Here is a 13955-nt window from a genome sequence, read left to right on the forward strand (position 1 = left end):
AAGGTGTTGTCAAGTAGACGATACCTTAATTTGTTTATAAAGTGAATAAATTGACAATGATCAACGTACATATGGATATTTCAGTTGTTGTTCCTCTTTTTAATGAAGAAGAATCTTTGCCAGAGTTGACCTCATGGATAAACCGTGTAATGACTAAGCACCAATTTTCTTACGAAATAATTTTAGTGGATGACGGAAGTAAAGATAAATCTTGGGCAGTTATTGAAGAGTTAAAAAAGAGCAACAATAACATTACGGCAATCAAATTTAGACGTAATTATGGTAAATCGGCGGCGTTAAATGTTGGTTTTGCCGCAGCTCAAGGGGATGCTGTCATTACAATGGATGCTGATTTGCAGGACAGTCCTGATGAAATTCCTGAATTGTACGATCGGATTATGAATAAGGGTGCAGATTTAGTTTCTGGATGGAAACAAAAACGTTATGACCCGATAACAAAGACATTACCTACGAAATTGTTCAATGCCGTGACTCGCGGTATGTCTGGTATTCACAATTTGCATGATTTTAATTGTGGATTGAAAGCGTATCGTAAAGATGTTGTTAAAAATATTGAGGTTTATGGTGAAATGCATCGTTATATTCCTGTGATCGCTAAATGGGCTGGGTTTACAAATATTCAAGAACAAGTTGTACAACACTATCCACGTAAATATGGTACGACTAAATTCGGTGCTGGTCGTTTTGTAAAAGGGTTTTTGGATTTAATGTCTATTTTCTTTGTTGGAAAATTTGCCAAGCGCCCTATGCACTTTTTTGGTGTTATGGGGGTGATTAGCTTCTTGGTGGGGTTGGTCATCACGTTGTATTTGATCTGTCATAAATTGATGAGTATTGCTGCAGGAACACCTTTCCGAGATATTACAGATCAACCTTTATTTTTCTTGTCTTTGACAGCAATCATTATTGGTACGCAATTGTTCTTGACAGGATTTTTAGCAGAGTTGGTTTCTAGAAATAGTACGGATCGTAATAATTATCAGATCGAGAAAGTAATTTAATAATCGATATGCGTATTGTTATTTTAGGATCTGCCTATCCATTGCGAGGTGGTGGTATTGCTTCTTTCAATGAACGATTGGCTGAGCATTATCAGCAGATGGGACATGAAGTGGATATCTATTCGTTTTCGTTGCAGTATCCTAATTTTCTATTCCCTGGTAAATCGCAATATTCGGACGAGCCTGCACCTTTAGGTTTACGAATTTTTTCCAAAGTAAATTCTGTTAATCCTTTTAATTGGATTCAAGTTGGTTTAGCGCTTAAAAAGGCAAAATATGATTTGTTGATTGTGCGGTTTTGGATGCCTTTTTTTGGACCATGTTTGGGCACTATTCAACGATTAGTGCGTCAGAATAAGCATACTAAAGTTGTGTGCATTGCAGATAACATTATTCCACATGAGCAAAGAATAGGAGATAGGCTATTAGCAAAATATTTTTTAAAATCTGTTGATGGCTGTGTGACAATGAGCAAAAGTGTATTGGATGATTTGAAGATCATCAGTCCTCAAGTGCCAGCAGTCTATACCCCACACCCTTTGTATGATAATTATGGACCTGGAATCAGCCAAGAACAGGCACGCGAACAATTGGCTATTCCAATGACGGAAAAGGTGGTGCTTTTTTTTGGTTTTATTCGTCAGTACAAAGGTTTGGACATGTTGTTAGAAGCATTGTCAAAATCTGAACTAAGCGATTTAAATGTTAAGTTATTGCTAGCTGGAGAGTTTTATGGTGATGAAGAGTTTTATCAAGAGTTGATTCAAAAATATAACTTACAAGAACGTATCTATTTGCACACTTCTTTTATTCCGAATAATGAAGTCGGAAAATATTTTTGTGCTGCTGATGCTGTTATTTTACCTTATCGAACAGCAACACAAAGTGGTATCACACAAGTTGCGTATCACTATGATCTTCCTATGATTGTGACCAAAGTCGGAGGACTTCCAGAACTCGTACATGATCAGGTTGTCGGACTTGTTGTAGAACCGGATGTACCTGATATTGCAAACGGGATTGTAAGCTTTTATCAAGAAAATAAAAGAGAAATCTTCATCCAAAATATAAAAGAAGAGAAGAAGAAATACAGCTGGGAGACGTTTGGAGATGAAATTTTTCGATTAGGACGCTGATTTTTAAATCTAAAAATTAGTATATTTGAATAGAAGCAATCCTATAATTAGAAGAAAAATTGGTAGCATTTACACAAGGTAATATCGATAAGATTGAAGAACTTTTTAAAGATCAGGGTTATAAAGTCCGATATGAAAAAGGAACATTCAAGACAGGAGCATGTATGTTGCAAAACTCACATGTAGTGGTTGTCAATAAGTTTTCTAATCTAGAAATGAAAATTCAATCCTTGATTAGTATTCTGAATGAAATTGAAGTAGATGAGTCTCTTATTAAGGAGAAACATCTGACTATATATGCACAAATTACTAAATTAAAATCTGTAAGTTGAAAATCAAGTTTTTAGGAACGGGAACTTCGCAGGGTGTACCTGTTATAGCTTGTCAATGCATTGTTTGTCGATCAAACAGTCATTTTGATAAACGGTTGCGTTCTTCTATATTGATCAGCTATGATGATAAAAATATTATTGTAGATACAGGTCCTGATTTTCGATATCAAATGTTGAGGGAACAGGTCATGCATCTGGATGCGGTCTTGATGACACATGCGCATAAAGATCATATTGCTGGTTTGGATGATGTGAGAGCGTTTAATTTTAAACAACAATCCTCTATTGACATTTTTGGTACAAAAGAACTCCATGATGCTTTAAAAAGAGAATTCTATTATGCTTTCTCCAGTACTAAATATCCAGGAATACCACAATTGGAATTAGTTGAAATTGAACCTTTACAATCCTTTAGTTTATTTGGTAAAGAAATTCTTCCATTGGAGGTCATGCATCATAATATGCCAGTTTTAGGTTTTCGTATAGATGATTTTGCCTATATCACAGATGCAAAAACTTTTTCAACAGATACAAAGGAAAAATTAACTGGCCTAAAAGTGTTAGTTATTAATGCGTTGCAAAAAGAAAGTCATATCTCCCATATGAATTTAGATGAAGCAATTTCATTTGCTCGGGAAATAGGAGCAGAGCAAACATATTTGACCCATATCGGTCACCGAATGGGATTACATGCTCTTGTTTCGTCTGAACTACCAGAGCAAATTGCATTAGCTTATGATCAATTAGAAATTTACCTTTAATTTATTTCGCGAACAATATTAGCTTTTGTATGTTATATCATTAGTGTTATATACATGAATTGAATAACAAAAATTTAATATTTATGGGAAATTTATTATACATCATCGCTGTAATATTGGTTATTATTTGGGCGATTAGTTTTCTAGGAAATTTTTATACGGGAGGAATTATCCACATTTTATTAGTAATTGCTATAATTGTAGTTTTATTACGTGTAATACGGGGTAACGCTTAATATTTTAGTTTTTTTAAATAAAACTGGGCAATTTCGATGTCTTCTGGATAGGTTATTTTGATATTGGTATAATGACCTTGAACAATTTCAATGAAATTGCCCAATTTTTCAACTACAGAAGCATCATCTGTAAATGTGACCTCTTCTTCTTGTTGGTAAGCTCGTTCCAATAAGCTTGCTTCAAAAATTTGAGGTGTTTGCACAAGCCAAACAATATTGCGATCTATAGCTTCGCTTTTATTTGCTGTTGTTAACCGAACAGAGTCTGTACTTTGTTTAGCCACAACAACAGCTTTTCCTTCTTTTACTTTTTCAAATGCAGCATCTATTGTTTCGATTGCTATCAAAGGTCTGGCGGCATCATGTACCGCAATAGCACAATGATCTGATTGGAGCTGGAGGTTTTTGATATATGCAATTCCTTTTTTTACTGTTTGGAATCTACTGCTACCGCCATAAGTAATAGCATGCGGAATATGAAATTGATATTCTTGACATAATGATTCCCAAAACCCCTCCATTTCAGGATGGAGGGCTACGATAATCTGAGGTTGTGTTTTACTTGCATAAAATTGTTCAATCGTATGCATTAAAACAGGTTTATTATGCAAGAGTAGGTATTGCTTAGGCAAATCAGACTGCATACGACTTCCCTTACCAGCTGCTACTATTAAAACAAAATTTTGATCCATCATGATATATCATATACTAAATAATTGGTTGAAAACAAAAAACGTGGATAAATGTAACACTTATCCACGTTTATATTTTATAACGTTGATTAGATAATCAACATAGCATCACCATAGCTGTAGAATCTGTATTTTTCTTTAACAGCTTGCTCATATGCATTCATAACATGTTCGTAACCACCAAATGCTGCAATCATTACCAGCAATGTAGATTCTGGTGTGTGAAAGTTCGTGATCATTGAGTTTGCAATACTGAAATCATATGGAGGGTAAATAAATTTACTAGTCCAATCGTTAGCAGCTTTCAAATGACGATCTGCTGAAACAGAAGATTCGATAGCACGCATGGAAGTAGTTCCAACAGCACAAATTCTTCTTTTCGCATCAATACCTTTGTTGACAATTTTAGCAGCTTCATCTGTGATAATGAATTGCTCAGAATCCATTTTGTGTTTTGTCAAATCTTCTACTTCAACGGTTCTGAATGTTCCTAAACCTACATGCAAAGTTACTTCTGCAAAATCAACTCCTTTTAGTTCTAAACGTTTCATCAGTTCGCGAGAGAAGTGAAGACCTGCAGTTGGAGCTGCTACGGCACCTTCATTTTTCGCATAGATCGTTTGGTAGCGAAATTTGTCTTCAGGAGTAGCCTTACGTTTAATGTATTTTGGAAGAGGTGTTTCCCCTAAGATCTCAATATTACGACGGAATTCTTCATCTGTACCGTCAAATAAGAAACGGATAGTACGTCCTCGAGAAGTTGTGTTATCGACAACTTCAGCGACTAGTAGATCATCATCTCCAAAGTAAAGTTTATTTCCTACACGAATTTTACGAGCTGGATCAACTAAAACATCCCATAAACGAAGTTCTTTGTTTAATTCACGTAATAAGAAAACTTCGATAGTAGCGCCAGTTTTTTCTTTATTACCATATAAACGTGCTGGGAAAACTTTTGTATTGTTTAAAATCATGACATCTTTGTCATCAAAATAATCTAATACATCTTTAAAAATTTTATGCTCAATTTTACCAGTATCACGGTGTAAAACCATTAAGCGTGACTCATCACGATTTTCTGTTGGTTCAGACGCCAAGAGAGACTCTGGTAAGTTGAATTTAAATTGAGATAACTTCATCTTTAATATTGATATTTTAAATGATTGCTTTTATATTGATTTAAGCTCCAAATAATGGAATTATAGGAGCATAAATAAGCATACAAAGGTAGTAACTTTTTTAGTTAAAATTGAGTTTATTTCAGCATTAAATTGATTAATGAATTGATTTTGACATAAAATCAAAACTAAATTGTATTTTAGAAGCAGAATATGCTAATTTTTGGTCTCATAAAAGAAAGTGCAAAATTTGCACTAACGGCTCTGAAAGATAACCGAACACGTACCCTATTGTCCCTATTGGGGGTTACAATAGGTATTTTAACGATTATTGGTGTTTTTTCAGCTGTTGATACACTACGGAATAATATCGAGAACTCTGTCAAAAAAATAGGGTCAAATACCCTATATATTGAAAAGTGGCCTTGGACTGGAGGACCTGATTTTCCTTGGTGGAAATATCTAAACCGACCAGAGCCAAAGTATGAAGATTATTTATCCCTTAAGGAACGAATGACAACAGCCGATAAAATGGCTTATCTTATCCAGATTGAAAGTTCAACTATTAAATATAAAAATAATAATGCTTCAGGTGTATCCATATCTGCAGGGACACAAGATCAATATAGCATTCAAAACTTAAATGTGGAGAAGGGAAGATATTTTGTAGAAAGTGAAACAAGAGCAGGTGCTTTAGTTACTGTATTGGGCGCGTCTATTGCAGAGGGGCTTTTTCCAAATGCAGATCCTTTAGGAAAATATGTGTCCATGTTGGGACGGAAGGTTCAGGTTATTGGGGTATTAAAGAAAGAAGGAGAGGGTGTATTAATCAATACATCTCCTGATAATAGTGCCTTCATTCCATTTGAGCTTGCTCGAAATTTAGTTAATTATGATAATTTTTCTCCTAGTATAGCGATTAGTGTCAAATCAAAATACTCGCTAGCAGAAGCAGAAAGTGAAATAAAAGTATTGATGCGCTCTATTCATCGGATAGCACCACAGCGAGATGATGATTTTTCTATTAATCAAACCACCATGATTACTTCTCAATTGGATAAAATGTTTGGGATTGTTAATCTAGCTGGATTTTGTATTGGTATATTTTCTGTATTAGTTGGTGGGTTTGGTATTGCTAATATCATGTTTGTCAGTGTTAAGGAACGGACACATATCATTGGTATTCAAAAAGCTTTAGGCGCTAAAAATTTCTTTATTCTTTCACAATTTTTAATTGAATCGATTATTCTTTGCCTTCTAGGGGGCGCTATAGGATTAACAATTGTTTACCTCATCACCTTATTAGTAAAATTAGCGATAGGGATGGCTATTGTTGTCAGTTTGAAAATGGTGCTATTAACAGTATTGATTTCTACGCTGATTGGGCTTATTTCGGGTATTGTGCCCGCATTAATGGCTTCTAGATTAGATCCAGTGGAGGCAATACGTAGCAAATAAGCTATGAAATAAAATATAGTTCTTTTTTTTCGTCATCGAGTGATGGTTTTTTGTATTTTTTATGTAATTTAAGTTCAACTTAAACTTATTAAATTATTTAAAAGAAATTTACAATGGCAGACTCAGGAAAAAAAGAGGAATTTGCAAGTGACTTGTTGGATGTGGAATCATTGGATGGCAATATTCAGCATGTCAACAATCCTGTATTAGACTTACCTACAATAGAGAAAAAATACCTCACAGAAGTAAGAGGTTATTCTAAGAATCGAAATACTTTCTATTTTACAGATGGTCGAGCTAAAGTTGAAATTCAGGTGGTTTCAGATGAAATTATTCGTGTTCGCTTAGCTCCACAAGGATCCTTTTTGGATGATTTTTCATACGCAGTGATTGATACCGATCACCATGCAGTGTCTTTTTCTGCAGACGAGGATGAGGTTAGTTTTTACGTAAGAACAAATAAAGTTGTTTGTTCGATTCGTAAAGCTGATTTTTTAGTTTCATTTCAAGATCTTTCAGGTAAGGTTTTCAACACAGATGATAAACCGATGCACTGGGAAGAGAATCCTGACTTTGGAGGCTACTATGTGTATTGTAGTAAAAAAGCACACGAAGACGAAGCTTTCTTTGGTTTAGGTGATAAAGCGACTAATCTAAATTTGAGGGGCAAACGATTTAAAAATTGGAACTCCGATACTTATGGTTATGCTTTTAACCAAGATCCTCTATACAAAACAATCCCTTTTTATATCGGTGTAACGGGGGGGGAAGCCTATGGTATTTTCTTTGATAATACCTTTAGAACATTTTTTGATTTTGCTTCAGAAAATAAACAACGGACAAGCTTTTGGTCTGAAGGAGGCGAGATGCAATATTATTATATTCACGGCCCTAATATGATGGATGTTGTGAAACGCTATCATAAGATCACGGGAACGCATTATATGCCACCGATGTGGGGTATTGGCTATCACCAATGTCGTTGGAGTTATTATCCAGAGAAAAATGTCCGTGATATTACATCCGAATTTAGAAAAAGACAGATCCCTTGTGATGCGATTTATCTAGATATTGATTACATGGATGGATATCGCTGTTTTACTTGGAATAAGCAATATTTTCCAGATCCTAGAAAAATGATCGCTGATCTAGCTGCTAATGGATTTAAAACCGTTGTCATGATTGACCCTGGAATCAAGGTTGATGAAAATTATTGGGTATTCAAAGAAGGACAGGAGAACAGATATTTTTGTCGTCGTGGAGATGATTATTTTATGGAAGGTTTTGTTTGGCCAGGAAGATGTCAATTTCCTGATTTTACGAATCCTAAAGTGAGAGATTGGTGGGGTACTTTATATAAAGGTCTGGTTGAAGATGGTGTTGCTGGTTTTTGGAACGACATGAATGAACCTGCAGTATTTGGACGTGGGACTTTTCCTGATGATGTGAGACATCATTATGATGGATTTAGAGGATCACACCGTAAGGCACATAATGTATATGGTATGCAGATGGTGCGTGCGACTTATGATGGGTTGAAAGATTTATATAAAAATAAACGTCCATTTACGATTACAAGAGCTGCTTATTCTGGTACACAACGCTATTCCTCTGTTTGGACAGGAGATAATATCGCTACTTGGGAACATTTACGTATCGGTCTTTTACAATTGCAAAGGTTATCTGTTTCGGGACTTTCTTTCTGTGGAACGGATATAGGAGGATTCACGGGAGAACCTGATGGTGAATTATTTACACGTTGGATGCAATTTGGTGTCTTTTCTCCATTTATGCGTGTACACTCTGCAGGAGATACGCGTGACCGTGAACCTTGGAGTTTTGGTCCAGAATGGGAAGCGATTTGTAAGAAGTTTATTGAAATGAGATACAAATTGTTGCCTTACATCTATACGATATTTTGGCAACAACATCGCTATGGTGAACCTATCTTAAGACCGATTTCGTTGATAGAACAACATATTCCAAAAAATTTATTACGTGAAGAAGAGTTTTGTTTTGGAGATAAAATTTTAGTTTCACCAGTATTGAATCCTGGTCAAAAAAGTAAAGTAGTTTATTTACCTGAAGGAGACTGGTATTATTATTTTAATCAAAAAATGTATACAGGATTACAAGAATATACCATTGATACACCTTTGGATGAGATGCCTATCTTTATTAAAGGGGGTAGTGTTATTCCTGAATATCCAGTGATGCAATACACTTATGAGCAAAAAATAGATGCTTTAAGACTGAATATTTATTTCAGTAAGGGTAAATTTGATTCTTACATCTACACAGATCATGGCGATACGTTTGCTTATGAGCAGGGTGCGTATGCAGAAAAACACTTTCTGGTAGAGGGAACTGATCATAATTTAGTTATATTACAACAAGTAGAAGGTGGATACAACGAAAGGTTTGATGATTATAAAATCTATTTAGTTGGTATTCCTTTCGAGGTAAAAACTATCAAGGTGGATGGTGTAGAGGTTGAATTGTCAAGAGACGAATCAGGTAATGAATATGCCTTGGTAGAAAAAGATTTTAGAAACTTAATTATAGCATAATTTACGATCATTAAACCTAATCCTATGAGTCAACCAGTAGAAGTTTTTTCATTACTTACAGCATTTGATGTATCCTTATTTAGGGCTGGAAGACATTATAAATTATATGAGAAACTTGGATCTCATGTTGTTGAACACGTTGGTCAATCCGGTGTTTATTTTGCCGTTTGGGCTCCTAATGCAAGTGAAGTTTCTGTTATCGGAAATTTTAATGGATGGAACCCTAATGCACACCAACTGTATGTAAGATGGGATGGTAGTGGTATTTGGGAAGGCTTTATTCCAGCTATAGGGAGTGGCGAAGTATATAAATACTATATCCAATCGACGAATGGGGAGCGATTGGAGAAAGCAGATCCATTTGCTTTGATCAACGAATTACCGCCTAAGACTGCCTCTGTTGTGGGAACAACGTGGTATGAATGGCAAGATACAAAATGGCTAAGGCAAAGAGCACAATTCAATGGATTAGATCGTCCAATGTCTGTGTATGAAATGCATTTAGGGTCGTGGCAACGCGACCCTTCAAATCCTGATCGTATGCTCAATTATCGAGAGATTGCAGATCGATTGGTACCTTATATTGTAGAAACAGGATTTACGCATGTTGAGTTTTTACCGGTCATGGAACATCCTTTTTATCCTTCTTGGGGTTATCAGATTACGGGTTATTTTGCCGCGTCTTCTCGATACGGAGGGCCTCAGGATCTGATGTACTTGATCGAATCTTTGCATCAGCATAATATAGGTGTTATTTTGGATTGGGTACCTTCTCATTATCCTGGTGATGCACATGGATTACATCGCTTTGATGGTAGTTGTTTGTATGAGCATGAGGACTTGAGAAAGGGATTTCATCCAGATTGGAAATCCTATATATTTAATTATGGAAGGAATGAAGTGCGATCTTTTTTGATTAGTAATGCTCTTTTCTGGTTGGATCGCTATCATGTGGATGGCTTACGGGTCGATGCCGTAGCTTCTATGCTCTATCTAGATTATTCTCGAAATGAGGGAGAATGGGAACCGAATGAATTTGGCGGAAGAGAAAATTTAGAGGCTGTTCAGTTTTTGAAAGAGTTTAACGAGGCCGTTTATGAACATTTTCCTGATGTACAAACTATCGCTGAAGAATCCACTTCATGGCCAGCTGTGAGTCGACCTACATTTTTAGGTGGCTTAGGGTTTGGGATGAAATGGATGATGGGATGGATGCACGATACGTTGGATTATTTCAAAGAAGATCCTATTAATCGAAGCTATCACCATCATAAATTGACTTTTGCAACTGTATATGCTTATCATGAAAATTTTATGTTGCCTTTGTCTCATGATGAGGTTGTTCATGGAAAGCAGTCTCTTTTATATAAAATGCCTGGTGATGAGTGGCAGAAGTTCGCGAATTTGAGAGCGCTTTATCTGTATATGTTTACGTTAACGGGAACCAAATTGTTATTTATGGGTGATGAGTTTGGTCAAACATCAGAATGGAATGAAAACAAATCTTTGGATTGGCATTTAACAGCATATGCTCCTCATCAAGGTATGTTACAATTCATCAGTGCCTTGAATCGCACGTATAAAAATCAACCAGCTCTTTATCAAAAAGCTTTTGTTGGAGAAGGATTTCAATGGATAGAGCAAGGGGATGATAAAAATAGTGTGTATGCTTATTTGCGCAAGGGTTATGAGGAGAAAGATGATTTATTAGTTGTTTTGAATTTAACACCAGTGGTTCGCCAAGATTTTCGGATAGGTGTTCCTAAGCAAGGAACATGGGAAGAAGTTCTGAATTCAGACCAGCTTGATTTTTATGGAAGTGGTGTAGTTGCTTCTGGATACGAATCATCAACGGTTTACTGGATGGGATTAGATCAATCAATAAGCATGACATTGCCACCGTTAGGAGGTGTAATCTTAAAACGAAAAGCATAATGAAAGTTATACATTTAAGTGTCGAATGCTTTCCTATAGCAAAGGTGGGAGGGCTGGCTGATGTCTTAGGGGCTTTACCTAAATATCAGCGTAAATTAGGGATTGATGCATCTGTTGTGATGCCTTGGTATGATCGGAAGTTCACACAAGAAAATGAATTCGATTCAATCGCTTCGGGTTCTTTTTATCAGGGTTCTGAACTGTTGCAGTATGAAGTCTTGAAAGAGGCAAACGATCAACTCGGTTTTCCTTTATATCTGATCCGAATACCTGGGAAGTTGGATCGGGAGGAAGTTTACTGTTATCCTGATGAGGCTGATCAATGGTTATCTTTTCAGCATGCGTTTTTACATTGGTTAAAAGCTGATCAGTTAACACCTGATCTAATCAATTGCCATGATCATCATGTGGGATTAGTACCTTTCTTGTTAAAGTATTCGCATGAATTTCAACAGTTCGCACATGTGAAAACACTTTTTACTGTTCATAATGGTCAGTATCAAGGTTGGATGAATTGGAATAAAGGAATTTTATTGCCAGGTTTTGATACTTGGCGATGGGGATTATTGGATTGGGACGGTTTGATTAATCCAATGGCAGCAGCAGTGAAATGTTGCGATGCATTTTCGACAGTGTCAGAAGGATATCTGAAAGAATTGTATGTGGATGCCAATGGTTTACAGTCTTTATTTGAATCTGAATCTCAAAAGGGATATGGTATTGTCAATGGCATTGATACCGATTATTGGAATCCTCAAGTGGATACGTTGATCGATGCTAATTACGATTTAAATACGGTTAGTAAGGGTAAATTGAAGAATAAAAAGGCCTTGTGCAAAAAGTATAAATTAGATGCTTCTTTGCCTCTCATGTCATTTATTGGTCGATTTGCTACTGAAAAAGGTGCAGAATTATTAGCTGAAATAATTGATCAACTTTTAGGGAAAGTTAAGGCTAAAATGATTATATTTATTTTAGGCTCTGGTGATCAGAATATTCAATCGGATTTGCAGCAGGTTTTGGAAAAATATCCGAAACAGATCGCAGTCTATTTTGGTTATAACGAATCGCTTGCGCATCAAGTATATGCGGCTACGGATATGTTGTTGATGCCTTCGCGTGTAGAGCCTTGTGGCTTAAACCAATTATATGCACTTCAATACGGAACAATTCCAGTCGTAAGGGGTATTGGAGGGTTAAAAGATACAGTTATTGATGTGCAAGAACCAGGTGGATATGGTATTGTATTCCCAGAGGCACGAGTAGAAGATGCGGTAGAAGGGGTAATGAGGGCTTTAGAAATTGTAAATCAGGGCGATTTGTTGCTAGAGATTAGAGATAGGGAAATGAAATTGGATTTTTCATGGCATAAATCAGCTCAAAAATACTTGGATTTGTACACTAAATTATTAAACTAATATGTCTCACAAAGTAGTCTCTATTGTTTTAGGGGGAGGACGAGGTACTCGTTTGTTCCCTTTGACCGAACAGCGCTCAAAACCAGCTGTACCGATTGCTGGTAAATACCGTTTGGTGGATATTCCGATTTCGAATTGTTTAAATTCTGGATATAATAAAATCTTTGTACTGACACAGTTTAACTCCGCTTCTTTAAATAAGCACATAAAAAACGCTTATAATTTCAGTATTTTTAGTAAAGGTTTTGTTGATATACTAGCCGCAGATCAAAATAATGAAGGGGATCGTTGGTTTGAAGGAACTGCAGATGCAGTGCGGAGAACGCAAAAAAACTTGATGAACGTGGATTACGATTATGTCCTTATTTTATCGGGAGATCAATTGTATCAAATGGATTATTCAGCCTTGGTTGATTTCCATGTTAAAAACAAGGGTGATGTAACCATTGCTACCATTCCTGTTAATGGAAAAGATGCAACTGGATTTGGTATTTTAAAATCTGATGAAAATGACGTCATTACATCATTTGTTGAAAAGCCAAATAAAGAAGAATTAGTGAACTGGAGTTCAGAAGTTTCGGAAGAGATGGGTAAGCAGGGCAGAAACTATTTGGCATCGATGGGTATTTATGTTTTCTCAAAAGGTGTAATGACCTCTTTGCTAAAAGAAAACCCGGGAATGGATTTTGGAAAAGAGATCATTCCGGAAAGTATAGGTTCTAAAAATGTACTGAGCTATCAATTTGATGGATATTGGACAGATATTGGTACCATAAGTTCTTTTTTTGAAGCAAATATTGGCTTAACCGATGATATTCCTGATTTTAATTTATTCAACGAGACGGTTTATACCAGGGCACGTATGCTTCCGCCATCTAAAATATCAGGTACAACGTTAAATAATACGATTGTAGCAGATGGATGTATTCTAAATGGTGATAAAATTCAACGATCGATTATCGGAATTCGTTCGCGTATAGGACATGGTACTGTGGTTAAAAACACGTACATGATGGGGAGTGATTATTACGAACAACTAGAAGAGGTATTGGAATTGGGAAATTCACAAACACCTCCACCAGTAGGAGTGGGTGAACGTTGTTATATTGAAAATGCGATTCTAGATAAAAATTGTCGTATTGGCAATAATGTACGGATAAAGGGTGGAAAACATTTGAAAGATGGTGATTTTGATACTTATTCAGTTTATGATGGTATCGTCGTTGTCAAAAAAGAAGCTGTTATCGTGAACGGTACTACGATTGGCTGTTAAATTG

Annotated in this window: 12 protein-coding genes; 10 read left to right on the forward strand and 2 right to left on the reverse strand. The window is 36.0% G+C overall.

Translation table 11 applies throughout. The annotated features are described in order from the left end of the window. The first annotated feature begins 71 nt into the window (after positions 1-71). The 5 genes from LZQ00_RS04200 to LZQ00_RS04220 all read left to right on the forward strand — a co-directional run bounded on the left by LZQ00_RS04200 (position 72) and on the right by LZQ00_RS04220 (position 3487). Positions 72-1022 (forward strand): glycosyltransferase family 2 protein, encoded by a 951-nt coding sequence (locus LZQ00_RS04200; protein ID WP_234514784.1) that lies wholly within the window; start codon positions 72-74, stop codon positions 1020-1022. 8 nt (positions 1023-1030) lie between these two features. Next, the gene (locus LZQ00_RS04205) at positions 1031-2158 is read left to right on the forward strand and encodes a glycosyltransferase (RefSeq protein WP_234512191.1); all 1128 of its coding nucleotides are present in this window, start codon (positions 1031-1033) and stop codon (positions 2156-2158) included. 59 nt (positions 2159-2217) lie between these two features. Beyond that, entirely contained in the window at positions 2218-2490 is a 273-nt protein-coding gene (locus LZQ00_RS04210; protein WP_234512193.1) for a hypothetical protein, read from the forward strand. After that, positions 2487-3251 carry an MBL fold metallo-hydrolase gene (locus tag LZQ00_RS04215; protein ID WP_234512195.1) on the forward strand — a complete coding sequence of 255 codons (765 nt, stop codon included), beginning with the start codon at positions 2487-2489 and terminating at the stop codon, positions 3249-3251. Before LZQ00_RS04210 ends, LZQ00_RS04215 begins: the two co-directional genes overlap by 4 nt. Before the next feature lie 83 nt (positions 3252-3334). Continuing rightward, on the forward strand, positions 3335-3487 hold the full coding sequence (locus LZQ00_RS04220; RefSeq protein ID WP_234512197.1) for a lmo0937 family membrane protein: 153 nt from the start codon (positions 3335-3337) through the stop codon (positions 3485-3487). Here the strand turns inward: LZQ00_RS04220 and LZQ00_RS04225 are convergent. Next, positions 3484-4182 carry a 2-C-methyl-D-erythritol 4-phosphate cytidylyltransferase gene (locus LZQ00_RS04225; protein ID WP_234512199.1) on the reverse strand — a complete coding sequence of 233 codons (699 nt, stop codon included), beginning with the start codon at positions 4180-4182 and terminating at the stop codon, positions 3484-3486. The genes LZQ00_RS04220 and LZQ00_RS04225 overlap by 4 nt on opposite strands. Before the next feature lie 86 nt (positions 4183-4268). Beyond that, complete coding sequence (gene queA, locus LZQ00_RS04230; RefSeq protein WP_234512201.1) at positions 4269-5318, reverse strand: tRNA preQ1(34) S-adenosylmethionine ribosyltransferase-isomerase QueA; 1050 nt, start codon at positions 5316-5318, stop codon at positions 4269-4271. Between the two features lie 192 nt (positions 5319-5510). Here queA and LZQ00_RS04235 point away from each other — a divergent pair, with 192 nt between their 5' ends. From LZQ00_RS04235 to LZQ00_RS04255, 5 genes are all read left to right on the forward strand, one after another. Further along, positions 5511-6755, forward strand: coding sequence for an ABC transporter permease (locus tag LZQ00_RS04235; protein ID WP_234512203.1), 1245 nt, complete (start codon positions 5511-5513; stop codon positions 6753-6755). 113 nt (positions 6756-6868) lie between these two features. Continuing rightward, positions 6869-9325, forward strand: coding sequence for a glycoside hydrolase family 31 protein (locus LZQ00_RS04240; protein ID WP_234512205.1), 2457 nt, complete (start codon positions 6869-6871; stop codon positions 9323-9325). A gap of 24 nt (positions 9326-9349) precedes the next feature. Next, the gene (glgB, locus tag LZQ00_RS04245) at positions 9350-11260 is read left to right on the forward strand and encodes a 1,4-alpha-glucan branching protein GlgB (RefSeq protein WP_234512207.1); all 1911 of its coding nucleotides are present in this window, start codon (positions 9350-9352) and stop codon (positions 11258-11260) included. After that, positions 11260-12678 (forward strand): glycogen/starch synthase, encoded by a 1419-nt coding sequence (locus tag LZQ00_RS04250; protein ID WP_317259289.1) that lies wholly within the window; start codon positions 11260-11262, stop codon positions 12676-12678. Before glgB ends, LZQ00_RS04250 begins: the two co-directional genes overlap by 1 nt. A 1-nt stretch (position 12679) precedes the next feature. Next, the gene (locus tag LZQ00_RS04255; RefSeq protein ID WP_234512209.1) at positions 12680-13951 is read left to right on the forward strand and encodes a glucose-1-phosphate adenylyltransferase; all 1272 of its coding nucleotides are present in this window, start codon (positions 12680-12682) and stop codon (positions 13949-13951) included. The last annotated feature ends 4 nt before the right edge of the window (positions 13952-13955 follow it).

Origin of the sequence: Sphingobacterium sp. SRCM116780 (assembly GCF_021442025.1) — a bacterium.
GTDB lineage: Bacteria > Bacteroidota > Bacteroidia > Sphingobacteriales > Sphingobacteriaceae > Sphingobacterium.

Coding starts and splice junctions, on each gene's coding strand:
- LZQ00_RS04200 (WP_234514784.1), top strand. CDS start 72: ATGGATATTTCAGTTGTTGTTCCTCTTTTTAATGAAGAAGAATCTTTG.
- LZQ00_RS04205 (WP_234512191.1), top strand. CDS start 1,031: ATGCGTATTGTTATTTTAGGATCTGCCTATCCATTGCGAGGTGGTGGT.
- LZQ00_RS04220 (WP_234512197.1), top strand. CDS start 3,335: ATGGGAAATTTATTATACATCATCGCTGTAATATTGGTTATTATTTGG.
- LZQ00_RS04225 (WP_234512199.1), bottom strand. CDS start 4,182: ATGATGGATCAAAATTTTGTTTTAATAGTAGCAGCTGGTAAGGGAAGT.
- queA (WP_234512201.1), bottom strand. CDS start 5,318: ATGAAGTTATCTCAATTTAAATTCAACTTACCAGAGTCTCTCTTGGCG.
- LZQ00_RS04235 (WP_234512203.1), top strand. CDS start 5,511: ATGCTAATTTTTGGTCTCATAAAAGAAAGTGCAAAATTTGCACTAACG.
- LZQ00_RS04240 (WP_234512205.1), top strand. CDS start 6,869: ATGGCAGACTCAGGAAAAAAAGAGGAATTTGCAAGTGACTTGTTGGAT.
- glgB (WP_234512207.1), top strand. CDS start 9,350: ATGAGTCAACCAGTAGAAGTTTTTTCATTACTTACAGCATTTGATGTA.
- LZQ00_RS04250 (WP_317259289.1), top strand. CDS start 11,260: ATGAAAGTTATACATTTAAGTGTCGAATGCTTTCCTATAGCAAAGGTG.
- LZQ00_RS04255 (WP_234512209.1), top strand. CDS start 12,680: ATGTCTCACAAAGTAGTCTCTATTGTTTTAGGGGGAGGACGAGGTACT.